This window comes from Corynebacterium sp. Marseille-Q2823 (genome assembly GCF_903645345.1).
GTDB classification, from domain to species: domain Bacteria; phylum Actinomycetota; class Actinomycetes; order Mycobacteriales; family Mycobacteriaceae; genus Corynebacterium; species Corynebacterium hiratae.
Genome location: NZ_CAHJXS010000006.1, coordinates 12,870 through 35,942, shown reverse-complemented (window position 1 = coordinate 35,942; position 23,073 = coordinate 12,870). Strand labels below are relative to the sequence as shown.

The window sequence follows — 23,073 nt, the reverse complement described above, 5'->3', positions numbered from 1 at the left end:
TCTTAGCGTAAGGACTTTTCATGGATTCGATCGTGCTGCTCTCGCTGCGCATCGGCCTGCTGGTGTTGCTGTGGCTGTTTATCTTGGTCGCGCTCAACGCCATGCGCCGCGACGCCAATAAGGCCGCCGGCGTCTACCAGGCATCGTCCCCGGTGAAGGGGGCCCAGAGGCGTCGCGAAGCGCCGCGTGAAATCGCCATCGTGGACGGGCCGCTGCGCGGTTCCCACATGGAACTGGGCACGCTCGAAGACTGTACGATGGGCCGCGCGCAAGACTGTGACTTTGTCACCGGTGATGATTTCTCCTCCGGCCACCACGCCCGCCTCTTCCGCAGGGGCAGCGAGTGGTTCGTGGAGGACCTCGAATCCCGCAACGGCACCTTTGTTGGTGGCGTTCGCATTGACCAGCCAGAACGAGTCGGAGTCGGCTCCGATATCAAACTTGGCCGAACGACCGTGAGGTTGATGGCATGACTTTAAGCCTGACTTTTACTGCAGTGACAGACCGCGGATTGGTCCGCGAAAACAATGAGGATTCCGCCCACGCGGGCCCGCACCTGCTGGTGCTGGCCGACGGCATGGGTGGCCACGCCGCCGGCGAGGTTGCTTCCACCACCATGGTGGAGCACATGGCCTCCCTCGAGCGTGATCCGGGCGATAACGACATGCTGGCCCTGCTCGGCGCGGCGGCGGAAGACGCCAATGCGGCGATCCGCGAGCACGTGGATGAGCACCCGGAGACGGAGGGCATGGGCACCACGCTGACCGCCCTGCTTTTTAACGGCTCCGAGTTCGGCGTGTGCCACGTGGGTGATTCCCGCGGCTACCGGCTGCGTAAGGGGAAGCTGACCCAGATCACCAAGGATGACACTTATGTGCAGTCTCTGGTGGATGAGGGAAAGCTCGATCCGGAGGATGTCTCCTCCCATCCGCAGAAGTCGTTGATCCTCAAGGCCTACACGGGCCGCCCGGTGGAGCCGACTCTCTTTATGCTCGATGCTGAACCGGGCGACCGCCTCCTGCTGTGCTCGGATGGCCTATCGGATCCGGTAACGGCCTCCACCATCGAGCAGGCGCTGAAGCAGGGCACGGTCGAAGAGGCCGCTACCACCCTGCGGGATCTGGCGCTGCGCTCCGGCGGCCCGGACAACGTCACCATTGTGGTGGCGGAAGTCGTGGAGGCGGAGGGTGACGAGGACTCCCCCATCACCGTCGGAGCCATCCAAGGTGTTGTTCCGGAGCCGACGCACCCGGATTCTTCCGCGAGCCGCGCCGCAAAGCTGATCTCGCCCCCAAAAGCCCAGGCCGCTGAGGAGAAGCCCCAGGAGGAACCACAGCGGCGGCCCCAACGAAGCCGGATTGGGTGGAAGGTGATTGCATGCCTTGCCATCGTCATCGTGCTCGTCGTCAGTGGCGGGCTCTGGATGAAGAATTATCTGGGCAATAACTATTACGTGGCTACGGATGAGGGTGGCACCCTCACCATCCAGCAGGGTGCGGATTATGAAATCTTTGGCCGCCCGCTGCACCACACGTATCAGAATGCGTGCCTGGGCAAGGACAATGCGCTCAAGCTCGGGTACGGAGAGTGCGCGGGCGACTTTGCGCCGTTCACGCTGAAGGATTTGCCCGAATCCGAACGTGCCGCTGTGGGCAACCTGCCCTCCGGCTCCTATGACGAGGTGCGACGCTGTCGCAGCTCGGACAGGCGCTAAGCGCTGAGGCCTCGGAAGGCGGAAAGATGCAAGCGTCCAGAACTGCCGGATGAAGTAGGTGAGTAAGTTCTTCTCCCGCGGCACCGAATTCGGCCTGCTCGTGCTAGCCACCGTGGTTTTCGCCATCACCTTGGTGAGCCTTGAGCTGTCCCGAGGCAACGTGCTGACCCTCGATGTGCTCTGCCTCATCGGCGGTTTCATCGGCGTCTTTGCCGTCGCTCACCTGGTGCTCTGCTTCCTGGCACCCTATGCGGATCAACTCATGCTGCCCATCGTCGCGGTGCTCAACGGCACCGGGCTCATTCTGTTGCAGCGCCTCGATCTTGCTAATGGCGGCGGGCTGGCGGTGCGGCAGGTGATGTGGACCATCGTGGGCCTCATCCTCTTCGCGCTGGTGCTCGTCCTCCTGCGAGATCACCGCTCGCTGACGCGGTATTCCTATATCTTGGGCGCGCTGGGCCTAATCCTTCTCGCATTGCCCCTGGTGTGGCCGCAGCCGCCGGGCGTCGACGCCCGCATCTGGCTGTGGCTCGGACCCTTTTCCATCCAGCCGGGTGAGTTCTCCAAGATCCTGCTAATTTTGTTCTTCGCCATGCTGCTGACCCAGAAGCGCTCGCTGTTCACGGTGGCCGGCTACAAGTTCTTGGGTATTTCCCTGCCGCGCCTGCGAGACCTCGCCCCCATCCTGGTGATTTGGGGCATCGCGATTGTCATCATGGGCATTTCCAATGACTTCGGCCCAGCCCTGCTGCTGTTTAGCACCGTGCTCGGCATGCTCTTTATGGCCACCAACCGCGTGAGCTGGCTGCTCATTGGCGTCATCCTCGTGGGCATCGGTGGCTTCGGCATCTACCAGGTCTCGGAGAAGATCCAGCAGCGCTTCTCCAACTTCCTGGATCCGCTGGCTAACTATGATTCCACCGGCTACCAGCTCTCCCAGGCGCTCTTCGGCATGTCCTCCGGCGGCATTACCGGCACCGGCCTAGGCCAGGGCCACCCGGACATGGTTCCGGTGGCGCACTCGGACTTCATCCTGGCCGGAATCGGTGAAGAGTTCGGGTTGGTTGGCCTCGCCGCGGTACTTGTGCTGTTTGCCATGCTCGTCTCTCGCGGCTTCCGCACCGCGCTGACCTGCCGTGATACCTATGGCAAACTGGTCTCTTCAGGGCTGGCCCTGACGCTGGCCGTGCAGGTCTTCGTCGTCACTGGCGGCATCTCCGCGCTGCTGCCCATGACGGGCTTGACCACGCCGTTCATGTCTGCGGGTGGCTCCTCGCTCATGGCCAACTACATGCTGCTGGCCATCCTGCTGCGCATCTCCAACGCGGCACGCCGCCCGGCGCGCGAGCTGAGCTCAAACGCACCCACTGACACGTCCATGTTCCCCGCCGTCCAGGAGGCCATCCGATGAACCGATCGATCCGCCTCGTCGCCCTTTTTTCCCTCATCCTCACTGCCATCCTCCTGGTAAACCTCACGGTGGTGCAAGCGTTTTCGACGGATAAGTACGCCCATAACCCTAAGAACGTTCGCGGCTACCTGGAGATGCGCACGACCCCGCGTGGCCAGATCTTCGCTGGCAACACGGTGCTGGCGCAGTCCACTGCCGACGCCGAGGGCAACTACTCCCGCTCCTACCCCGCCGACTCCCCGGCCTTTGCCAACATCACCGGCTACCTCTCGGAGCGCTTCGGCGCCTCCCAGCTGGAGGCCTCCCAGAATGACATCCTCAATGGCAAGGATGATTCGCTCCTGGCGCGCAATTGGCTCGATATACTCTCCGGCAAGCCGCAAAAGGGCGCGAACGTCGAAGTCACCGTCGATCCAGCCCTACAGCAAACCGCCTACGATCAGCTCGCTGGACCGGGCTATAACGGCGCGGCCGTAGCCATCCAGCCCTCGACGGGCAAGATTTTGGCCATGGCCTCCTCCCCCAGCTTCAACGTCTCCGACCTGCTCGGTGATAACGCCGGCGAGAAGTGGGAGCAGCTGCAGAACCAGGAAGGCACCCCGCTGGTCAACCACGCCACGCAGGACACCCTTCCGCCCGGGTCCATCTTCAAGATCATTACGACTGCCGCAGGCCTCAATAACGGTTTCAATCCGAACTCCACGCTGACCGGCGCGGCGTCCATTACGCTGCCCGATACCGTCACGGAGCTCACCAACTACGGCAACCAGTCCTGCGGCGGCGCGGATAGCGTCACCCTGCAGACGGCCTTCGCGCTGTCCTGCAACACCGCTTTTGTGCAGATGTCGGAAAGCATCGGCGCCGATGAGCTGCGCAAGTACGCCGAAGGCTTCGGCGTGGGTGAGAAGTACTCGTTGGGTGTTAATACTTCCGCCGGCGCGCTCGGCGAGCTTGGCGACGGCGCCCAAGTCGCCCAATCCGCCATCGGCCAGCGCGACGTGACCATGTCCGCCCTCCAGGCAGCCATCATGGCCGGGACCGTGGCTAATAAGGGCAAGCGCATGGAGCCCTACCTGGTCAACCGCATCACCGATGCCCAAATGAATGAGCTGCGCACCACCACACCGCGCCAGGCCGCTGAAGCTGTGGATGAAGAAACGGCTAATACCATCAAGGACCTCATGTTCGCTTCCGAGCGCAGCACCTTCGGCTACGACGGAAACGGTTTTGCCTCGAAGACCGGCACCGCTGAGCACGGTGAGGGCCTCGCCCCGCACGCATGGTACGTGGCCTTCGACCCGGACAAGGACATCGCGGTGGGCGTCGTGGTCAAGGACGGCGGGCACCTTGGCCAGAATGCCACCGGCGGCCAGGTCTCCGCGCCTATCGGCCGCGCCATCCTGCGCGCATACGGAGGTGAGCAGTAGTGAATAGTGCAGATAACAAAAAGCACCTCCAAGAACTGATCGGTGAGGACTACCAGCTGCAGTGGATCGTCGGCCACGGCGGCATGTCCACGGTGTGGCTGGCGGATGATGTGCGCAACGACCGCGAAGTCGCCCTCAAGGTCCTGCGCCCCGAGTTCTCCGACAACAACGAGTTTCTCTCGCGCTTCCGCAACGAGGCCAAGGCGGCAGAGTCCATCGATTCCGAGAACGTCGTGGCCACCTACGACTACCGCGAGCTCGAGGACAACGGCCGCACCTTCTGCTACATGGCCCTGGAGTACATCCGCGGCGAATCCCTGGCAGACCTCTTGGCACGCGAGGGCGCGCTGCCGGAGACCCTGGCGCTCGACGTCATGGAGCAGGCCTCCCACGGCCTATCCGTGATCCACCACATGGGCCTGGTGCACCGCGATATCAAGCCCGGCAACCTCATGATTACCCAAAACGGGCAGGTCAAGATCACTGACTTTGGCATCGCCAAGGCCGCCGCCGCCGTGCCGCTGACCCGCACCGGCATGGTCGTCGGCACCGCCCAGTACGTCTCCCCCGAGCAGGCCCAGGGCTACGAGGTCGGCCCAACTTCGGATGTCTATTCACTCGGTGTGGTGGGCTACGAGATGCTGGCCGGCAAGCGCCCCTTCAGCGGTGATTCCTCGGTATCGGTGGCGCTGGCACACATTAGTCAGGCGCCGGAGCCCTTGTCGACGTCGATTAGCGCGCCCACCCGGGAACTGATCGGCATGGCCCTGCGCAAGGACCCCAACACCCGCTTCGCTGATGGCAACGAGTTCACCAATGCGATCTCGGCCGTACGCCAGGGCCAGCGCCCGCCGCAGCCCAAATCCGCGGCGCTCGCACCCATCGCTGCTGAACCTTCTCCCTCCGCCTCGACGGAAATGCTGGCCAACATGGCGCACCCCACCACGGTGCGGCCAGCCGTCCAGCCTTCTACACCAGAGCCGGAGGAGCGCCCCGCCAAGAAAGGTGGTTTCGGCACCGGGTTGCTCATCGCCGTGGCCATCGCCGCCCTCGTGGCCGTCGGACTCATGGCCTACCGGATGTGGGGGAACACGGCACCGACCCCACCACCAGCGCCGACGGAGGTCATCGTGACCGAGACGGTTGTGCCGGAGACGACAGAGGAAGAGGAAACGGAAGCTCCCGAGACTGTCGAGATCACCACCGTCGAGGAGGAACCAACCCGGGTCACCGTCACCACGACGCACTCGGTCATCCCCGCCCCGCCGGTGACCACGGAACACACGACCCATCAGGAGCCGCCCGAATTCCCTACGGAGGAGACGCAACCGCAGGTCAATGACAGCCCAACGCCCGCGCCCGAACTAGACTCACAGAGCAACCCCACCGAAGAATCCGCACTACAGGGAGGCCAGTAACCCACCATGGTCAGTGATCGGTACCACCTCCGCCAGTCCATCGGCACCGGCGGCATGTCCGAGGTGTACGAAGCCGAGGACTCCGTTTTGGGGCGCACCGTCGCCATCAAGATGCTGCGCCCCGACATGGCGCGCGACGTCAACTTCCGCGAGCGTTTCCGCCGCGAGGCCCAGAATTCCGGCAAGCTCAATCACCCGAACATCGTTGCCGTCTTCGACACGGGTGAAAAGGACGTCGAAGGCCTGATGGTTCCCTATATCGTCATGGAATACGTGCAGGGCCGCACCTTGCGCGACATCGTCCGTGAGGATGGCCCCATGCCGGTCGAAGAAGCCGCGCGCGTGCTCAAACCGGTGGCGGATGCTTTGCAGTCTTCCCACGAGGCCGGGATTATCCACCGCGATATCAAGCCGGCCAACATTATGCTGACCAACACCGGCCAGGTGAAGGTCATGGACTTCGGCATCGCCCGCGCGCTGGATGATTCCACGTCGGCGATGACGCAAACCTCTGCTGTCATCGGCACCGCGCAGTACCTTTCGCCGGAACAGGCCCGCGGCAAGCCTGCCGACGCCCGCTCTGACGTCTACGCTTTGGGCTGCGTCATGTATGAAACGGTTACCGGCCGCACGCCGTTTGAAGGTGAAACACCTTTTGCGGTGGCTTACCAGCATGTGCAGGAGGATCCGGCACCACCCTCGGAGCTCATCACTGAAGATCTGACGGAACGGCAGCGGCTCGGCGTCGACGCCGTCGTGCTCACGGCGATGGCCAAGCACCCTGCGGACCGCTACCAATCTGCTTGGGAGATGGGCGATGACCTCGAGCGTTTGGCCCAGGGCCAGCTGCCGGAGGCAGCACGCTCCCACGTCAACGATGAGGATCACCCCACCACGATGGTGGCACCCGTGGCCGCGCAGCACCGCGCACCGGTGGCCTCGACTCGTCCCTCTGAAGACGATGAGTCCGGCTCCGGTCTGAAGTGGCTGGCGGCGCTGCTCGCGGCCTCTCTCGTCGCCATCATTGGTTATTTTGCCTGGGACTTCTGGGATAGCTCCCGCCAAGAGGCCCGCGAGCGCGAGCAGGAGCAGCATGAAGCAGCCCAGCGCGCGAGCATGGTGACTATCCCGAAGGTGGCCAACCGCCCGCGCAACGAAGTCGTGGAGGAACTAGAGAAGCTTGGCCTGCTGGTAAGCATCAACGAGGAAGCCAGCCCCGATGTACCGCGCGGCAAGGTCATCCGCATCAACCCTGCGGAAGGCTCAGAGCTGCAGAAGAACTCCTCGGTCACGCTGACGGTGTCCTCCGGCAAGGAGGTCACCGAGGTCCCGGATCTCACCGGCATGAAGCTGGATGAAGCCACCGCCGCGCTGGAGGAAGCCGAGCTAGAGCTCCACACCGACGTCGAGCAGGTGAACGATGAGGCCCCTGCGGGCGAGATCATTTCCCAGAACCCGGCGGGCGGTACGCAGCTGTCCAAGGGTTCGAAGGTGCGGATCACCGTCTCCAAGGGGCAGAAGGAAGTCAGCGTCCCGGATGTCAGCGGTATGGATCGTGACCGCGCGGTCGAGATGCTGTCCTCCATGGACTTTGACGTCAACGTGAACTCGGTGGACTCTGAGCTTCCGGAAAACCAGGTGCTCAGGGTCGTCGAGAAGGGCCAGAAGCTTCCCAAGGGCAGCCAGGTCACCCTGGAGGTCTCCAACGCGATGCTCATCCAAGCGCCGGACCTGACGCGCTCTACGCAGCAGGAAGCTGACTCCGCGCTGCGCGCCAAGGGCTGGTCCGGCTCCTTCGAGGTGGGCGAGCGCATCCCGACGTCTAACCCGATCGACAGCGACAAGATTGGGTGGGCGTCGGCAAGCCGCGGTGATGTCATCCGCAAGGATGAGACCATCCACATCCGGTTCTGGGAGTTTGACCCGGCTGCACTGCTGCCGCAGTAGCTCTCATTGCCGCAGCTGCTAAGGTATTCCACAGATTAACCCCCCTATTCTTCGTGAAGGTGTAACAATGCCAAAGTCCAAGATCACGACGGAGGGCTCCGCACTCCCGCAGTCCTCCAGCTCTGCTACTAACCGTACCCCGGTCAAGATCAACTCTGAGGGCACCCCGAAGTGGTACATCGCCATCATGCTGGGGCTCATGCTCCTCGGCCTGCTCTGGCTGGTGGTGAACTACCTGGCGGGCGAGTCCATTCCGTTCATGCAGGAGCTGGGACCGTGGAATTACGGCATCGGCTTCGGCCTGGCCATCATCGGCCTGTTGATGACGATGGGCTGGCGTTAGTTTTCATCGCCGCCGATGAACTCCTCGAGGTTCTATAGCGTCGCCGGTGTCGGCTGCATCATTCTGGTGATGCTCACCGTCACGGTGGACAAAAGCTTCCTCACCCCTGGCGCACTCGTACTCGCCGGCCTCGGTGTCACGCTGACTCCGCTGGCCCTCCGCCACCCTCTTGTGGCGGCCTGCGGGTACGGTGCGCTTTTTGCGCTGACGGTGTGGCTCTCGGAGTGGCGGTCTTTCCTGCTGTTGGCGTGGAGCCCCGTCATCGTGGGCATCGTGGCGTTTCGCATGCGCTGGCTGTGGGCGGTCCTTCCAGCGGTGGTGTACACCTACCTCGTCACGACGGATCCTTCGAACAACTATGTTCCGGATTTCGATCCTTTGAACCTGTCGCTGCCGCTCATCTTGTATGCGGTGGCCATCGTCATTGGGGCCGCGCTGCGCAAAAACCGGGACCAGCGTCTTGCCGCCGAACAACGCGCCGCCGAGCAACGCGAGGCGTTGATGACAGCCCTCCATGATTCCGTGGCTGCGACGCTAACCTCCGTGGTGATGCGCTCCGAGACCTTGGCGCTGACGCAAACGGACCCCTCCGCGGCTGACTCCGCGGAAGCGATTGCTAACGACGCCCGCCGGGCCATGGGCGAGGTCCGTGATCTATTGCGCGTGATGAAGAATGAGAGCGTGACTCAGGGAGTTAAGTCCTTGGAAGAAGACCTCGACACCATGGTTAGCTTCCTGAGCAGCCACGGCTTCCACTGCGAAGCACAGATCAATGTAGGCAAGAACGGTGAGCTCGCGCTACCGGAAAAGCTCTCCCTCGTGTTCTCTGAACTCGCCATTAACATCCTCAAGTACGCTCGCCCTGAATCCCGTGTGAGCATCGAGGCCACCGGCAGCTCCAAATCCATCGACCTCGTGATCACTTCCGAGATTGCGGCGCAACAATCACGCCAGTACATGACGACGAATCTGGGCTTGGGGGAAATCGCCCGCCGTGTTCGCAGGATGCACGGCAGCTTCGGCAGCGGCAAAGAAGGCAATCTCTGGGTCACACGCCTTTCTCTTCCGGCCGCCTGCCTAAGGAAAATATAGTAAGATTGCCCGATAGTCCGCTATTTCTTAGATTTTAAAAGGTTCGACATGCGTACTTCCCTCGCCGTTGCCGCCGCAGCACTCGCGCTGTTCTCGGCACCAATTGCCAGCGCTGCTGAGACTCCCGCTGAAACCAACGTTGACGCTGCTGCTGAGACCACCGAGTCCACCGGATTCACCTTCTACAGGTCGTACGCGAGCGAATTCGCCGACCACTTCCGTTGCTCCACCAGCCCCCAGCGCTGGTGGTGCGGCTAAACTGTTTCTCCATGAGCATTCGGGTTTTCCTCGTTGATGATGATGAGCTCGTTCGCTCGACGCTCCGCGTCTATTTCCAGACCACCGAAGACATCACGGTGGTCGGTGAGGCAACCAATGGTGCGGATTGCTTAGCGCAGATTGAAGAAGTCAATCCGGACCTCGTCCTCGCCGATATTCACATGCCGCACATGGACGGCATTACGCTGCTCAAGCACCTTAATTCCGGACCGAATCCCCCGACGTTTTTGGCGGTGACCGCCTTCGACTCGGATGACACGATGCTGAAGATCCTGCGGGCGGGCGGCGCGGGTTATATCTTGAAGAACCAACGCCCGCGCTCCATCATTGAGGCGGTTCGAGCCGCTGTGGAAGGGGGCACCCGCGTGGCGCCCGCCGCCATGCACCGTTTGGTCGACTACATCGGTGAGCCTGCCACCCCACGCGATCCCGTCGCCGCCGCCATTGAGAGCCACGAGCTTCACGACGCCGAAATAGCCGTCCTCAAGCTCCTCCTCGCCGGCAACTCCAATTCAGAGATCGCCGCCGCCACTCATTATTCGGAATCCGCCGTGAAGAAGCATGTCTCACGCCTCATCACCATCTTCGGCGCCAGCACGCGCCTGAACCTGGTGACCAAGATTCTGGGTGGCGCTGGCTCCTGAGCCCGACTTCGCTCTAGCGACAGAACCGACCTAGGACATGGGTGGGTGAGCTACGCCACTCTTGGCACTGCTACCTGGTGGTTTTCGGCGGCAGGGCGGGATTTTTCCGCACTAAATTGACCCAAGTCAGGGCATCCCTGGAAAAGGCATCTGACAAAAGGCATCTTTGGGTCTAAAAACGCCATCTGCAAGGCGTAAAAGGCGTTTTCAGCCGTGAAAACGCCTTTTGACGGATGCCTTTTATCAGACGCCATTTGTCGGATGCCTCCAGCATGTCGATGGAGGCACGCAGATGTTGCGCGTTGCGAGGGGATCGAAGAAGGTAATCCGTTTCGCGAAGATACGTGCAGTGCTCTACGGAAACGGTCATTGTGACCCGATTTTGGTCATGAGCGGGTGAGCAACGCCACTCTTGGCACTGCTACCTGGTGGTTGTCGGCGGTGGGACGGGATTTTTCCGCACTAAATTGACCTAAGTCATGCCAAACACCCCGCAACCAGAGCACTGTTAACACCTTGGGTACAAAGTTATCCACAGGGTGGGGATAACTCTGTGGACAACGAATTCCACAGCCTTTCTCCACACCCTGTGGATAAGTGTTTTCACGCTTCCCACAGCCCGCACAAAAACTTCGAACACAACCTAATACGCTGCTGATCTGCGGTTATCTTGGCCCACACGTTCGGTAAATTACAAAAATGTAGTTATCCACAATGTGGATAACTGATGTGGAATTCTTTCGCACAAAGGTTTTGGTGGATAACACGCCCAAGTTATCCCCAAAGCCCAGCTCCCAGCGCCGCTGCAACAACAGCTATCGCCCCGATAAGCCATATCCCTAGCCAACGCAGCCACGCGCGCTGACGAAAGAGAAATGGTGCCAACAGCAGTCCTGTGAACAAACCACCCAAGTGCCCCCACACGGAGACGTTCTCCGCCACGAAGCTGTAGATAACGTTGGCCACCACGAGGACGATGGGCGCTCGCAGATCCAGACCGCGGCTGCGGTACACACCAATGAGTAGTCCCATGAGCGCAAACAGGGCGCCGGAGGCGCCCACCGTGGGTGTGCCGAAATCCATCCACAGCACTGCGGCGGAAGAGCCCACAATGGAGATGAGATAGGCCGCTACATACAGCGCGCTGCCCAGAGCGCGCTCTACTTCCCTGCCCACAAAGAACAGCATCACCATGTTGACCAAAAGGTGCCCGGCATCGAGATGCATAAAGCCTGCGGTAATGACAGTTGGGGGGTGCTCGGACACTTCAGGGCCCCACAGCGTCCAATCTTGGGCCAGCAAGCTGCGATAGTAGGGCGTAGAGAGGGTCTTGGCCTGGATGGCCGTGACCAACCATGCCCCAATGCACAGCACCATGAGCACCAGAGTGGCCGGTGCTGATTTCAGATAGCTCTTCACGCAGACTCCTAAAACAACGAGCCCGCCACCACATCACGTGGCAGCGGGCTCAGATGAAAAGCTAAGAACGCTTAGGCGATCTCGATGGACTCGATGACGACGTCCTCAGCCGGACGGTCCATGCGGTCGGTGGAGACCTTAGCAATCTTGGACACGACCTCCTGGGAAGCCGGGTCGGTGACCTCACCGAAGATGGTGTGGTGGTTGTTCAGGTGCGGGGTCGGCGCCACGGTGATGAAGAACTGGGAGCCGTTGGTGCCCGGGCCGGCATTCGCCATGGCCAGCAGGAACGGGCGGTCAAACTGCAGCTCCGGGTGGAACTCATCCTGGAACTGGTAGCCGGGGCCGCCACGGCCGGTACCGGTGGGGTCACCGCCCTGGATCATGAACTGGTCGATGACGCGGTGGAAAATAGCGCCATCGTAGAACGGGCCGGACTGCTCGCCCTTGGCGTTCTGGGTGGTGTAGTCCTTCTCGCCCTTGGCCAGGCCGATGAAGTTCTCAACGGTTACCGGTGCGTGGTTACCGAACAGGTCGATAACAATGTCACCGTAGTTGGTGTGCATCGTTGCAGTTGCGGTCTTCTGAGTCATGCCAGCCATTGTATGGAAATTTCGCCCGGTGCGTCGTTCCGGCACAACGCTGTGAGCGATCTGCGTAGGGTTACAAGCATGATCCGCGCCATTCTCTTCGATCTCGATGACACCCTCATGGACCACACCGCCGCGATGCACGCAGCCGTTGAGGAGTGGTTGCCAGGCGGGCATCACGAGCGCTTCGCGGAAATTGAAAAGAAGTGGTTCGCCGCCTACGAGCGCGGCGAGGTTTCTCATCAGGGCCAGCGGGTGGAGCGCTGCCGCGAGTTCCTGGGCCGCCCGGAGATGACGGAGCAGGAGGCGCTGGCGGAATATGCCAAGTACCTAGCCGCCTACGAGAAGCATTGGTGCGCGGTGGAGGGCGCGCGGGAAGCACTCGAGTATGTCCTGGATTTAGGGCTCAAGGTCGGTGTGCTCACGAATGGGGCGCGAGACATGCAAATGGGCAAACTGCGGGCAGGCGGGCTCGACCTGCCAGGCGTTGAGCTCTTCCCCACCGTGGAGATGGGCCATCCGAAGCCGCACCGAGAGGCCTACCTTGAGGCTTGTCGGCGACTGGAAGTGGAGCCTGGCTCCACGCTGATGATCGGTGATTCGGTGGCCAATGATGTCGAGGGCGCCCGGGCCGCGGGGCTCAAAGCGCTGCACTTCGATAGGGCCGGAAACGGAGACATCGCCGCGCTCAGTGAGCTGACGGCGATGGGCTACTTTTAAAAGGTTTAAATCCAAAGATTTAAACCTCTAGAGGCTAGAGCGGACCTCGTCGCGGGCGAGGACCATATTGCGCAGGGAGGCCTCGGTCTCCTCGTAGCCGCGGGTCTTCAGGCCGCAGTCCGGGTTGACCCACAAGCGCTCCACAGGCACGTTCTTCAGAGCGGCGCGGATGAGCTCGGCCATCTCCGCCACGGACGGGATGCGCGGGGAGTGGATGTCGTAGATGCCCGGGCCGATCTCGGAGTGGAACTTCTCATCGATGTCCTCGAGCAGCTCCATGCGGGAGCGGGCCGCCTCGATGGAGGTGACGTCGGCGTCGAGGCCGGCGACGGCGTCGATGATCTGGCCGAACTCCGAGTAACACAGGTGCGTGTGGATCTGAGTGGTCGGCTTGGCCTCGAGTGCTACGAGGCGGAAGGAGCGCACCGCCCAGTCGAGGTAGGCCTTGCGGTCCTTCTCGCGCAGCGGCAACAGCTCGCGCAGGGCGGGCTCATCGATCTGGATGATGTCGATGCCGGCTTCCTCGAGGTCGCGGACTTCGTCGGCCAGCGCCACGCCGAGCTGGTCGGCGGAGACGGACTGGTGGACGTCATCACGCACGAAGGACCAGGCCAGGATGGTCACCGGGCCGGTGAGCATACCCTTGACGTGCTTCTCGGACAGGGACTGCGCGAACTTCGCCCACTCGGTGGTCATGGCCTTCGGGCGGGAGATGTCGCCGACGACGATTGGCGGACGGGTGCAACGGGAGCCGTAGGACTGGACCCAACCGTTCTCGGTGACGACGAAGCCGTCGAGAAGCTCGGCGAAGTACTGCACCATGTCGTTGCGCTCCGGCTCGCCGTGGACCAGGACGTCCAGGCCCAGGCGCTCCTGCAGCTCGATGACGGACTTCACCTCGTTGCGCAGTGCCTCGGTGTAGTCGGCGTCGGAGAGCTCGCCCTTGCGGTGTGCGGCGCGGGCGGCGCGAATCTCAGCAGTCTGCGGGAAGGAGCCGATGGTGGTGGTCGGCAGCTGCGGCAGGCCGAGGGCCTCCTGTGCCTTGTTGCGCTCGGCGAACTCCGGCTGGCGCTGAACCTGGCCCTCCGGCAGCTGCGCGGTGCGGTCCTGCACTGCCTGGTCGTGGGTGCGGGAGGACTCGGCGCGGGTGCGCACGGCGCGGTCGGCCTGCGCATAGGCCTCCGGGGTGTCCAGCGGGCCGGCGGCGAGTGCGACGACCTCGCGGATCTTCTCATCAGCGAAGGCGAACCAGGTGGCGACGTCCACCGGAAGGGAGGTCTCCGCCTCCACGGTGTGCGGCACGTGCTGGAGGGACACGGAGGTGGTTACGGAAACGCCTTCGCCGAGGCTCTCGAGCTTCTCGCGCAGGTCGCGCAGGTTGGCGGCCCAGACGTTGCGACCGTCGACCAGGCCGGCGGCGAGGTGGGTGGCCTCGGCGAGCTTGGCCACGCGCTCGAGGTAGGAATTATCTAGGGCCAGGGTGCCGACGGACAGATCCACCTGGACCGCTTCCGGCTGCAGCTCGGCGATGACATCGAGGCCAGCGTTGAGGGAACCATAGGGCGTGGTCAGGTAAACCTGCGGGCGCTTCTCCGCGCTCAGGATGCGGCCGTAGGCACTCTTGAGTGCGGCGGCGAGGGTGGAGTCGTCAGCGGCGACGAGGTCGGCGACCAGGGCGGGCTCGGCGAGCTGAATCCATTCGACGCCGGCGTCGTGAAGCTCAGCCAAGACGGTGAGGTAGGACTCGACTGCCTGATCGAGGTGGTCCAGGGGCTGCTTGGTGGCGCCCTCAGCCTGCTTGGACAGGGCCAGCAGAGTCACCGGGCCAACGAGGACCGGGCGCACGGTGTGGCCGGCGGCGCGGGCCTCCTCGACGATCTTCAGCACGCGCTGCGGGCGGGCGCTAAAGGTCTGGTCATCGGTGATCTCAGGAACAATGTAGTGGTAGTTGGTGTCGAACCACTTGGTCATCTCCAACGGAGCGGTGTCCTTGTTACCGCGGGCCAGGGTGAACTCATCATCGAGGCTCTCGCCCTCGACCGCACCCACGGTCAGTGCGGTCTCGAGGACGTGGTCGTAGTAGGCGACGTCAGCCGGAATGGCGTAATCCTCAGTGAGGCCCAGCTCCTTGAGGCGAGCATAGGTATCGAGGCGTAGGGAGTGCGCGGCGGACTCGAAGGTCTCAGCGTCGATCTTGCCGGACCAGTAGGACTCCAGCGCGCGCTTGAGCTCGCGGTGGGCGCCAACGCGCGGGTAGCCCTCAATCGTGGCCTTGGGGAAGGATGCGGTCATGGGATGACTCCAATTCGATGTAGCAGGTCAGTTGTAATGTCTGGATTGTTGTGCGTGTAGATGTGCAGCCCGTCGGCGCCGGCGTTCAGCACGGATTGCGCCAATGAGGCTGTAATCTGCATGCCTATTTCTTGTTCTTCCTCGGGTGAGGTCGCTGCCGCGAGTTGGTCGAGGACCTTGGTCGGCCCATCCAGCCCGGACAGCTGGCACATTCGCTCCACCCGAGCACGACTAGTCATAGGCATGATCCCGGGGATGAGCGGAATGCGCACACCCGCCAGCCGGGCGCGCTGGGCAAAGCGGACGTAATCCTCCGCATCAAAGAAAAGCTGGGTAATGGCGAAATCAGCGCCCAGGCGCTGCTTAGCCAAAAGGACGTCGATGTCTTCGTCCGGCGTGGCGGACTCGGCGTGGCCATTGGGATAGCAGGCCACACCCACCGCCAAGCGCCCGGCCGCCAAGCGCGCCACGCGGTCCGATTCCCAGCGGCGAATGAGCCGGACCAGGGAATCAGCGTGCGGCAGGTGACCTTCGGGCATGCCGCCCTCCGGCAGATCGCCGCGGAGGGCGAGGAGGCCGCGGACGCTGGCGTCGACCAGCGTGTCGATCCAGCCAACGAGCTCTTCCTCTGTGCCGGCGGTGCAGGCCAGGTGGGCCAGAGGACGCATCGCGGTATCGCGCGAAATCTTCTCAATAAACGCCGCGGTTCCCTCCAGCCACCCGGAGCGCTGGGAGCTGGTAACGGCGATGTAATCGGGGTTATACGCGGCGAGCGTGGCCAATAAGCGGTCAATCTTCGCAGCATCCGCGTCGTGGCGCGGCGGGATCACCTCGAAGGAGAGAGCGGTGCGCTTGAGCTCCCTAGGCGTATCTTCGCTGATTTGGTCTAGTGGCGCGGATGCGGAAAGTCGCGGGGACATGCTCACCTCCTCTGCAGGTTATCGTTGTTTATCGTCGGGGTTGATGTTCCAAAACGTACCAAGCTGTCCATTTCGCACGAAAGGCTTTTTGCTTTGGTAATACCTTTAGAACTCAGTCAGCTGCACTGTTAGCCCATAGCGCTAGTGAATAAAAACCCGGCCCATCCGTACAAAGCTGTCTATTTTCTTTGGACAGCTCGCGACCTGGCGCATCTGGTGGCGGGACCTGCGCGCCGCCACTACGCTGAAAGGGAGTACCCAGCGCGAACGCGGACACACCCGGTTCGGCGCCGACAATCACTCCATAAACAGTTGTCCAACACACATCACCTCAGCATTGACATAAAGGAGCACCTGAGCCCATGAACCCCGCCGCCCTGTCCACAGCCATCAGCGCCACCTCCGCCCTGGTGGAGCGCCTCAAGGAACGCCGCGATGAGAAGGCTCGCGAGGCCTACTCCGTCCTAGAGACCGCCGCCGCCCGCATGGAAGAACGCGATGGCGACTGGTTCTCCGAGGCCCGCCGCGAAGCGGGTGCCGTAACCAAGGCCGCGCACTCCCGCCTCGAGCGCGCCCTGGAAGAGCTCAAGGAACGCAGCGAAGAAGCCACCGAGAAGCTCTCCGAAGCTGCCGCGGAGGCCCAGGACAAGGCCTCCAAGCAGTGGGAAAAGACCCAGAAGCAGGCAGAAAAGAAGACCTCCAAGGCCCGCAAGCAAGCCAAGAAGAAGGCCTCCAAGGCCGAAAAGAAAGCCCAGAAGCGCAGCGCCCAGCTGCAGAAGAAGGCCCGCCGCATCAGCGGTAAGGACAAGAAGAAGGGCTCGAAGATCTGGCTGATCTCTGCACTCGTTGCCGCCCTTGCCGCCATCGGCGGTGGCATCTACTACTTCTTCACCCAGAAGAAGGAGAAGGAGTCCGCCGTCCCGCCGCGCGTGGAGGATTTCTCCTCCCCGTCTGCACCGCAGGGCTCCACCTTGGTCTACACCTCCACCACTGAGGACGATGCCAAGAAGGAGTCCGACCTGGCTGAGGAAGGCGTCGTCGAGCGCGATGAGGAGCTGTTGGGCTCCCTGGATGAGCAGCTGGCCAAGCACCGCGAGGAAGAAACCGCTATTCAGGACGCCGTCGAGACCGAGATCGAGGTCAGCAACGCCGACAAGAAGGATGCCGACACCTCCCGCATCACCGACGACCACGAGTCCGAGGGCAAGCACCGCCTCCACACCGAAGAGGAGAACTAATCCCCCATCCTTGGGGGTGCGTGTTTCGTTGCCTTGATCTCACTCCTTTGCCTGCACGGGCCCGACCTGCTTGAATCGAGGGTTAATCGGCATCGATCGTGATGGATCGGTGCCCGCGCGCAGTTTTGCGCCGCCACCGTATCAGCAGCAGGCAAGGAGATCAGGAATGAGCTTCGAATCACTCATCGTCAAGCTCAAGAGTGGGGACACCTTCTATTTTCCGGCCGGTGCCGTCAGCGGTGATCCGTCCACCCGCGTGGATAACCTGCGCTTTGCCATCGAAAACGGCACGCAGTTCACCTCCATCGATGACTACGGCGTCGACCGCGAGTTCAACGGCTACGACGTGGACAACTACCACTTGGCTTAAGCCGCGCAACCCGTTACAGCGATCCTTCTTCGCTGTAATCTAAATCACCACCTTATGCGCCTTGCGCTATAAGATGAGTCCTTATGACTCACTATCCACGCATGCGGACGTGGTCGTGGTACCTCCCCGATGAACCACCTACCGGGGAGGTATCCCTCACTGAGACCACCGACTTCTCTCGGCCCGGCGCCGCCACGTGGCGGATGCTGGGTGCCCAACGCACCGGCGTCATCGGCATCTTCATCGCCACCCTCATCAACGCACCGCTGGGCGCGTTGGTCTCGGTCATCATCGGCCACACTACGCAGTATGCCTTTTCCGATCCCTCCTGGCGCACCGTAGCCTTGCCGCTTGCGGCCACCGCGGTCATCCTCTTCGTCGCCTATATCTGCGAAGCCACAGCGGATGCTTTCACGGATCTGAGTCAAGCCCGCACCACCCACACGCTGCGCCTGAACCTGCTGGATAAGCTGCTGGGTGCCTCGACCGCCGGGATTAGCCCCGGCCGGCTGCTCAACACGATGGATGAGGATTCGCATTACATCGGCCAACTCAAGCAGATCCTCAACTTCCCACTCGTCATGGTCGGCTACCTCTTAGGCGCCGTGGTCAGCCTCGCCCCGGTTTCCTGGCAGGTCTCCGCCGCCCTACTGATCGGTGCCCTCGCCACCGCGCTAGCCTCGTGGGCCACCACCAAGCCGCTGACCAAGGTTGCTGCGCGCCGCCGCCAGCTGGAAAACACCGCGTTGTCACTCGCCACGGACTTCGCCCAAGGTTCCCGCGTTATCAAAGGCCTGGGCGCCAAGGACATTGCCCGCCAGCGCTTTTCCGACGCCGCTCACGAAGCCCTAACCACCATGCTCCACGAGGCCAAGCTGTCCTCCCTCATGGCCTGGGTGCGGCAGATGGTCCCCGCCTCCTTTGCGGTGGGCATCCTGGCCTGGACCTCCTGGGAAACCTTCGAAGGCCACATTGCCCCCGGCGGCATGATGGCGATTACCATGCTCGCACCCCCGGCATTGACCGCGCTCGGCGTATCGCTGGGCCTGCTCACCGAGAACTGGGCCAGAGCACGCGCCTCCGTGGAGCGTGTTGGCGAGCTGCTGGGCCAGCTCGATACCACTACCGAGAAGACAACCGGCACGCCCATCGAGCTCTCCTCGCCGCGTATGCCACGACCGCGCGCCGAGCACCGTGATTCGGGTGCGCTAACGATCAACGGCGTGCCGCACCGCATCTCCGTGCTGGAAGGCACCTTGCAGGACAACGTCGATCCGCTGCGCGCGGCAACCCAAACCCAAACCCACGACGCCCTGCACGCCTCCGCCTGCGAGGACATTGTTATCCGCCTAGGCGGGCTAGGCCCGGGCGGCGAGCTTCCCACCGCACCCATTGGTGAGGCCGGCCTCAACCTCTCCGGCGGCCAGCGCCAGCGCGTCGCCCTGGCCCGCGCACTCGCACTCGATCCCGACGTTCTCGTGCTCGATAACCCCACCACGGGGCTGGATTCGTTGACCCTGGCGGACGTCGCCAAGCGCGTGCGCGAACTGCGCGCCGACAAGACCACCGTGGTAATCACTTCCGCCTCCACGTGGGCCGCCAACGCCGATGAGGTGGTGGAGCTATGAGCAACCACCCCACCACCACAGACCGCGCGGATGCCTTAGCGCCCGCCTCCCCACAGGAGTGCCTGCGTTTTCTGAAGACCCTGCCCAGTGCCCCCAGCAGGCTCGGCATCGTCCTCTTCTTCGGCCTGTTTACTGTCACCGTCATCATGATGAACCTGGTCTCCCAGGTGCTCGGCCGCGTCGTCGACATCATCCAGGGCGTGGAGCTCCCCGTCCTTGGCACGGGACGCACAGCCATGGTCGGCGCACTCATCGTCATCGCGGTGGGCTTCCTCGTGGAGGTCACCGGCCGCACCCTGGGCCGCTACCTGGTCACCTCCACCACCCGCCGACTCTCGGTGGATCTGCGCACCTCAGCACTAGATTCCACCCTCGGTGCCCCCGTGCCGGCCGTCATGGAGCTAGGTACCGGCAACATCATCACGCGCCTGTCCAAGGACATCGACACCGTGGTCATGGCCATCTCCATGATGGGTGACCGCTTGGTGCTCACCCTCTTCATGCTGCCGCTGACCGCGCTCATGATGCTCTTCATCCACCCCGCTTATGCGCTGCTCTTCATAGCGGTGAGTTGTCTGCTCTACCCCTTCATCCGCGGCACCATGCGGGATATCCCCGCCATCGCCAACGAGGTCTCCTCGGTGGAGGCCTACCGCAACAACGTGCTGTTGGACACCATCCGCGCACTGGAGACCCTCCGCCAGTTCTCACTCAAAGACTGGGCGCACGCGCGTATGGAGCGCTACTCCTGGGACACGGAGCCTGGGCGACAGGTCCGCTCATCACCGCATCGTTGGCCGCCTAGTCGCGGGCTGCTGCTGGGCTCTGTCCTCATGTCTGTGCCCATGGTGATCTGGGGCTGGCTGACCCCTGGTGAGGCCACCGCCGCCGTGTTGGTCATGCGCCTAGAGATCCACGTCTTCAACATCCTCTTCTTCGCCGGTGAGATTCAGCATTCCGTGACCTCCCTCGGCCGCGCCGTCGCCCTGGCCACCCTCGAGGACAGCGCGCACACCAGCGCGAACCAGAAGGACACTCCCCGGCTTAGCGACGCCCCCACCATCACCATCGAGCACCTCTCCTACGCTTACCCCGGTGGGGCGCCAGTGCTTAACGACGTCTCCCTGACCCTCACCGCCGGCACCACCACCGCCCTCGTGGGCACCTCCGGCGCGGGCAAATCCACCCTCGCCTCCCTCGTGGCGGGCCTGCAGTACCCCACAACGGGCACCATCAGCCTCGACGGGATTGATACCGCCACGGTGCCGAATACCTGGATCACCGAGCACGTCGCCCTCATTACTCAGGAAGTCCACCTCTTCTCCGGCACGCTGCGCAGCGACCTGCTGTTGGCGAAACCCGATGCCAGCGATGAGGAACTGTGGCGCGCGCTCAACACCGTGGGCCTCGATGAGAATTCGCGCTGGCTACCCCAAGGCCTGGACACGCTCATCGGCGCCGGCAACGAAGAGATCGGCGCGGAGGCCGAGCAACAGCTCTCACTGGCCCGCATGATCCTGCGCCAACCGCCAGTACTCATCATGGATGAGGCCACCTCCGAGGCCGGCTCTGAGCACGCCGAGGTACTCGAACACGCCGCCAAGGCCGTCACCAAAGACCGCACCTCACTCGTCGTTGCCCACCGCCTGGACCAAGCCCGCGAGGCCGACCGCATCATCGTCATGGAACAAGGCCAGATCGTCGAGGACGGCACTCACGCCGACCTCATCGCTCTGGGCGGGCGCTATGCCTCGGCCTATGCCCAATGGGAGCATGGGAAATAGGTCTTCTCCGCGCCTACCATGGAGCTCATGCATCTTCTTTCCCTTACTGAAGCCGACCGCACCTATCTGGCCCGTATCAACTTCCTTGCCGATACTTTCGGCGATGAGCACAAGGAACTTCCTGAAGGTTTCGAGGAAGGTTTCGACTATTCCCTCGGGGGTTGGGAGCCTTCCCGCGGAGGTTTCATCGCTTGGGAGGGCCACGTCCCCGCCGGTGGCGTGTGGCTGAACTGGGGTACGGCTGAACGCCATGGATTTGGCCACGTGGCGGAAGGTATTCCAGAGCTCGCATTGGCCGTGGAGCCCCGCTTCCGGGGCCAGGGTGTTGGCACCCTGCTGATCGACGCCGCCACTAACCTCTCCCGGGAGATGGGCGCCCCGGGCATTTCGCTCTCAGTGGCTAAAGACAACGACCGCGCACACCGCCTGTATCTCCATCTGGGCTTCGAGCCAGTGAGCGAAAGAGATGGCCACATCGTCTTGGTCAAGCGCTTCGGCAGCGACGCCAATTCCGAAGGCAGCGACAAGGACACATCAGAAGAAGACTGATCAGCAAGTTCAGAAAGACCAGAAAACTTAAAAGGCGCTCACACAGTGAGCGCCTTGTGGAGCATAGGAGAATCGAACTCCTGACCTTCTGCTTGCAAAGCAGATGCTCTACCAATTGAGCTAATGCCCCAGCAACTACATAGCGTACTCCTTGTGTGCCCATCTGCGAAATCATGACTGGCAGAAGAGTCCCCACCAAGCGCGGTAACTTTCGTCACTTTAGTTAACTCACACCTCATTAGTTGCGTGTCACCACGGAAAACAGCACGCGAAAGAGGGACAATGAGTCGTCTCTGAAACTTTAGTGGAAGGTCGTCATGCGCCGAATACTCCTCCGCTCCGTAGCCGCCCTCACGTTGGCTGCCACCGTTACGGTGCCACAGCAGGCAACTGCCCAACAGCTACCCACACTACCGCAGCCATCCATCCCGCAGCCAACGATTCCGACTGTGCAGGACATGCGCAAGGAAGTAGACCGCATCGAGTACGAGGCCTACAAGGCCCTGCCCAAGGAGCTTCAGGAGAATCCCGTCTTTGCGGGTTCCTCACGCCCGGTAACGAAGCAGAGCACGAAGCCACAAGCAGACAAGCCCAACCAGACTGAGAAGGCGAAATCCCAATCAATAGCGGACGATACCTGCTCCAATTGCGTAGCCATCACTTACGACGATGGCCCGGATGCATTGACGGGCCAACTTCTCGACACCTTGAAGGCCAAGGACGCGCACGCCAGCTTTATGGTCCTAGCTCCCAATGCCTATGCCCATCCCGAGCTCCTCCGCCGCATGAAAGCGGAGGGCCACACAGTTGGCAACCACACCGATACACACCGCGAACTAAACAAGCTTCCCGCGAATGAGGTTGACGCGGAAATCAAATCAGGTGCCGCTGCCATCACGGCAGCAACAGGAGAGAGCCCTCGTTGGGTACGCCCACCGTATGGCGCAACAAACCAAACCGTCGCCAACGCGGCCAAGAACAACGGACAAGCACAAGCCCTCTGGAGCGTTGACACCCTAGATTGGAAGGACCGCAACTCCGACCATATCTGCGCAGCAGCCGTTGACGGCGCCCAAGCAGGCGACATCATCCTCATGCATGACATTCACGCCACGACTGTCGACGCCGCCCCATGCGTTATTGACGGCCTCCGCGCCAAAGGTTTAGAGCCAGTATCGCTAGACACCCTCATCCCTAACCCCGAACCTGGACGCCAGTACCTCAGCAGCTAGACGACAAGGCAACACCCCTAAATCAGCTCATGCCGTAGGAGCAAGCTAAGACAATA

General features: G+C 62.4%; 21 protein-coding genes and 1 tRNA gene. 17 read left to right on the top strand and 5 right to left on the bottom strand.

The window, feature by feature from the left end; genetic code table 11:
* Window positions 1-20 precede the first annotated feature (20 nt).
* The 10 genes from HWX44_RS08215 (at window position 21) to HWX44_RS08170 (ending at window position 10,275) form a co-directional block, all read left to right on the top strand.
* Complete coding sequence (locus HWX44_RS08215) at window positions 21-473, top strand: FHA domain-containing protein FhaB/FipA (RefSeq protein WP_046648650.1); 453 nt, start codon at window positions 21-23, stop codon at window positions 471-473.
* Window positions 470-1,714 (top strand): protein phosphatase 2C domain-containing protein, encoded by a 1,245-nt coding sequence (locus HWX44_RS08210; RefSeq protein WP_254868143.1) that lies wholly within the window; start codon window positions 470-472, stop codon window positions 1,712-1,714. The genes HWX44_RS08215 and HWX44_RS08210 overlap by 4 nt, the downstream gene beginning before the upstream one ends.
* 58 nt (window positions 1,715-1,772) lie before the next feature.
* Window positions 1,773-3,125, top strand: coding sequence for an FtsW/RodA/SpoVE family cell cycle protein (locus HWX44_RS08205; RefSeq protein WP_175974127.1), 1,353 nt, complete (start codon window positions 1,773-1,775; stop codon window positions 3,123-3,125).
* Window positions 3,122-4,552 (top strand): penicillin-binding transpeptidase domain-containing protein, encoded by a 1,431-nt coding sequence (locus tag HWX44_RS08200; protein WP_175974125.1) that lies wholly within the window; start codon window positions 3,122-3,124, stop codon window positions 4,550-4,552. The genes HWX44_RS08205 and HWX44_RS08200 overlap by 4 nt, the downstream gene beginning before the upstream one ends.
* A complete protein-coding gene (locus HWX44_RS08195; RefSeq protein ID WP_175974123.1) occupies window positions 4,552-5,970 on the top strand; it encodes a serine/threonine-protein kinase in 1,419 nt (472 codons plus the stop codon). Before HWX44_RS08200 ends, HWX44_RS08195 begins: the two co-directional genes overlap by 1 nt.
* A gap of 6 nt (window positions 5,971-5,976) precedes the next feature.
* Complete coding sequence (gene pknB / locus HWX44_RS08190; RefSeq protein WP_175974121.1) at window positions 5,977-7,917, top strand: Stk1 family PASTA domain-containing Ser/Thr kinase; 1,941 nt, start codon at window positions 5,977-5,979, stop codon at window positions 7,915-7,917.
* Between the two features lie 67 nt (window positions 7,918-7,984).
* Window positions 7,985-8,260, top strand: a complete 276-nt coding sequence (gene crgA, locus HWX44_RS08185; RefSeq protein ID WP_010188168.1) for a cell division protein CrgA — start codon at window positions 7,985-7,987, stop codon at window positions 8,258-8,260.
* A gap of 15 nt (window positions 8,261-8,275) precedes the next feature.
* Window positions 8,276-9,352: a histidine kinase gene (locus HWX44_RS08180; protein WP_175974119.1), complete on the top strand. Its 1,077-nt coding sequence runs from the start codon at window positions 8,276-8,278 to the stop codon at window positions 9,350-9,352.
* A gap of 48 nt (window positions 9,353-9,400) precedes the next feature.
* Complete coding sequence (locus tag HWX44_RS08175; protein WP_049156615.1) at window positions 9,401-9,610, top strand: hypothetical protein; 210 nt, start codon at window positions 9,401-9,403, stop codon at window positions 9,608-9,610.
* A gap of 11 nt (window positions 9,611-9,621) precedes the next feature.
* The gene (locus HWX44_RS08170; RefSeq protein WP_175974117.1) at window positions 9,622-10,275 is read left to right on the top strand and encodes a response regulator transcription factor; all 654 of its coding nucleotides are present in this window, start codon (window positions 9,622-9,624) and stop codon (window positions 10,273-10,275) included.
* A 774-nt stretch (window positions 10,276-11,049) separates the two neighbouring features.
* Here HWX44_RS08170 and HWX44_RS08165 read toward each other — a convergent pair.
* Window positions 11,050-11,694: a rhomboid family intramembrane serine protease gene (locus tag HWX44_RS08165; protein ID WP_175974115.1), complete on the bottom strand. Its 645-nt coding sequence runs from the start codon at window positions 11,692-11,694 to the stop codon at window positions 11,050-11,052.
* 71 nt (window positions 11,695-11,765) lie between these two features.
* Entirely contained in the window at window positions 11,766-12,296 is a 531-nt protein-coding gene (locus HWX44_RS08160; protein ID WP_046648667.1) for a peptidylprolyl isomerase, read from the bottom strand.
* Window positions 12,297-12,365: 69 nt separating this feature from the next.
* Here HWX44_RS08160 and HWX44_RS08155 point away from each other — a divergent pair, with 69 nt between their 5' ends.
* Window positions 12,366-13,004, top strand: a complete 639-nt coding sequence (locus tag HWX44_RS08155; RefSeq protein ID WP_046648670.1) for an HAD family hydrolase — start codon at window positions 12,366-12,368, stop codon at window positions 13,002-13,004.
* Between the two features lie 27 nt (window positions 13,005-13,031).
* Here the strand turns inward: HWX44_RS08155 and metE are convergent, their stop codons facing one another.
* Complete coding sequence (gene metE / locus HWX44_RS08150; RefSeq protein ID WP_175974113.1) at window positions 13,032-15,296, bottom strand: 5-methyltetrahydropteroyltriglutamate--homocysteine S-methyltransferase; 2,265 nt, start codon at window positions 15,294-15,296, stop codon at window positions 13,032-13,034.
* Window positions 15,293-16,216 (bottom strand): methylenetetrahydrofolate reductase, encoded by a 924-nt coding sequence (locus tag HWX44_RS08145; protein ID WP_175974111.1) that lies wholly within the window; start codon window positions 16,214-16,216, stop codon window positions 15,293-15,295. The genes metE and HWX44_RS08145 overlap by 4 nt, the downstream gene beginning before the upstream one ends.
* A gap of 362 nt (window positions 16,217-16,578) precedes the next feature.
* On the opposite strand from HWX44_RS08145, the gene HWX44_RS08140 reads away from it, so the two are divergent.
* From HWX44_RS08140 to HWX44_RS08120, 5 genes are all read left to right on the top strand, one after another.
* Entirely contained in the window at window positions 16,579-17,454 is an 876-nt protein-coding gene (locus tag HWX44_RS08140) for a hypothetical protein (RefSeq protein WP_071406942.1), read from the top strand.
* 166 nt (window positions 17,455-17,620) lie between these two features.
* Complete coding sequence (locus HWX44_RS08135) at window positions 17,621-17,824, top strand: hypothetical protein (protein WP_046648675.1); 204 nt, start codon at window positions 17,621-17,623, stop codon at window positions 17,822-17,824.
* Between the two features lie 83 nt (window positions 17,825-17,907).
* Window positions 17,908-19,452 carry an ABC transporter transmembrane domain-containing protein gene (locus HWX44_RS08130; protein WP_175974109.1) on the top strand — a complete coding sequence of 515 codons (1,545 nt, stop codon included), beginning with the start codon at window positions 17,908-17,910 and terminating at the stop codon, window positions 19,450-19,452.
* Entirely contained in the window at window positions 19,449-21,236 is a 1,788-nt protein-coding gene (locus HWX44_RS08125) for an ABC transporter ATP-binding protein (RefSeq protein ID WP_175974107.1), read from the top strand. The genes HWX44_RS08130 and HWX44_RS08125 overlap by 4 nt, the downstream gene beginning before the upstream one ends.
* An 18-nt stretch (window positions 21,237-21,254) precedes the next feature.
* Window positions 21,255-21,785, top strand: a complete 531-nt coding sequence (locus HWX44_RS08120) for a GNAT family N-acetyltransferase (protein WP_175974105.1) — start codon at window positions 21,255-21,257, stop codon at window positions 21,783-21,785.
* A 57-nt stretch (window positions 21,786-21,842) separates the two neighbouring features.
* Here HWX44_RS08120 and HWX44_RS08115 read toward each other — a convergent pair.
* Window positions 21,843-21,915 (bottom strand) — tRNA-Ala (locus tag HWX44_RS08115).
* 187 nt (window positions 21,916-22,102) lie between these two features.
* Here HWX44_RS08115 and HWX44_RS08110 point away from each other — a divergent pair.
* Window positions 22,103-23,017, top strand: a complete 915-nt coding sequence (locus HWX44_RS08110) for a polysaccharide deacetylase family protein (RefSeq protein WP_175974103.1) — start codon at window positions 22,103-22,105, stop codon at window positions 23,015-23,017.
* The last annotated feature ends 56 nt before the right edge of the window (window positions 23,018-23,073 follow it).

Excerpts from the sequence above, each read along its gene's own strand:
- HWX44_RS08135 (WP_046648675.1), top strand. The coding sequence starts at position 17,621 with ATGAGCTTCGAATCACTCATCGTCAAGCTCAAGAGTGGGGACACCTTC.
- HWX44_RS08170 (WP_175974117.1), top strand. The coding sequence starts at position 9,622 with ATGAGCATTCGGGTTTTCCTCGTTGATGATGATGAGCTCGTTCGCTCG.
- crgA (WP_010188168.1), top strand. The coding sequence starts at position 7,985 with ATGCCAAAGTCCAAGATCACGACGGAGGGCTCCGCACTCCCGCAGTCC.
- HWX44_RS08215 (WP_046648650.1), top strand. The coding sequence starts at position 21 with ATGGATTCGATCGTGCTGCTCTCGCTGCGCATCGGCCTGCTGGTGTTG.
- HWX44_RS08180 (WP_175974119.1), top strand. The coding sequence starts at position 8,276 with ATGAACTCCTCGAGGTTCTATAGCGTCGCCGGTGTCGGCTGCATCATT.
- HWX44_RS08110 (WP_175974103.1), top strand. The coding sequence starts at position 22,103 with ATGCGCCGAATACTCCTCCGCTCCGTAGCCGCCCTCACGTTGGCTGCC.
- HWX44_RS08130 (WP_175974109.1), top strand. The coding sequence starts at position 17,908 with ATGACTCACTATCCACGCATGCGGACGTGGTCGTGGTACCTCCCCGAT.
- pknB (WP_175974121.1), top strand. The coding sequence starts at position 5,977 with ATGGTCAGTGATCGGTACCACCTCCGCCAGTCCATCGGCACCGGCGGC.
- HWX44_RS08140 (WP_071406942.1), top strand. The coding sequence starts at position 16,579 with ATGAACCCCGCCGCCCTGTCCACAGCCATCAGCGCCACCTCCGCCCTG.
- HWX44_RS08210 (WP_254868143.1), top strand. The coding sequence starts at position 470 with ATGACTTTAAGCCTGACTTTTACTGCAGTGACAGACCGCGGATTGGTC.
- HWX44_RS08155 (WP_046648670.1), top strand. The coding sequence starts at position 12,366 with ATGATCCGCGCCATTCTCTTCGATCTCGATGACACCCTCATGGACCAC.
- HWX44_RS08145 (WP_175974111.1), bottom strand. The coding sequence starts at position 16,216 with ATGTCCCCGCGACTTTCCGCATCCGCGCCACTAGACCAAATCAGCGAA.
- HWX44_RS08200 (WP_175974125.1), top strand. The coding sequence starts at position 3,122 with ATGAACCGATCGATCCGCCTCGTCGCCCTTTTTTCCCTCATCCTCACT.
- HWX44_RS08160 (WP_046648667.1), bottom strand. The coding sequence starts at position 12,296 with ATGGCTGGCATGACTCAGAAGACCGCAACTGCAACGATGCACACCAAC.
- HWX44_RS08120 (WP_175974105.1), top strand. The coding sequence starts at position 21,255 with ATGGAGCTCATGCATCTTCTTTCCCTTACTGAAGCCGACCGCACCTAT.
- HWX44_RS08175 (WP_049156615.1), top strand. The coding sequence starts at position 9,401 with ATGCGTACTTCCCTCGCCGTTGCCGCCGCAGCACTCGCGCTGTTCTCG.
- HWX44_RS08125 (WP_175974107.1), top strand. The coding sequence starts at position 19,449 with ATGAGCAACCACCCCACCACCACAGACCGCGCGGATGCCTTAGCGCCC.
- metE (WP_175974113.1), bottom strand. The coding sequence starts at position 15,296 with ATGACCGCATCCTTCCCCAAGGCCACGATTGAGGGCTACCCGCGCGTT.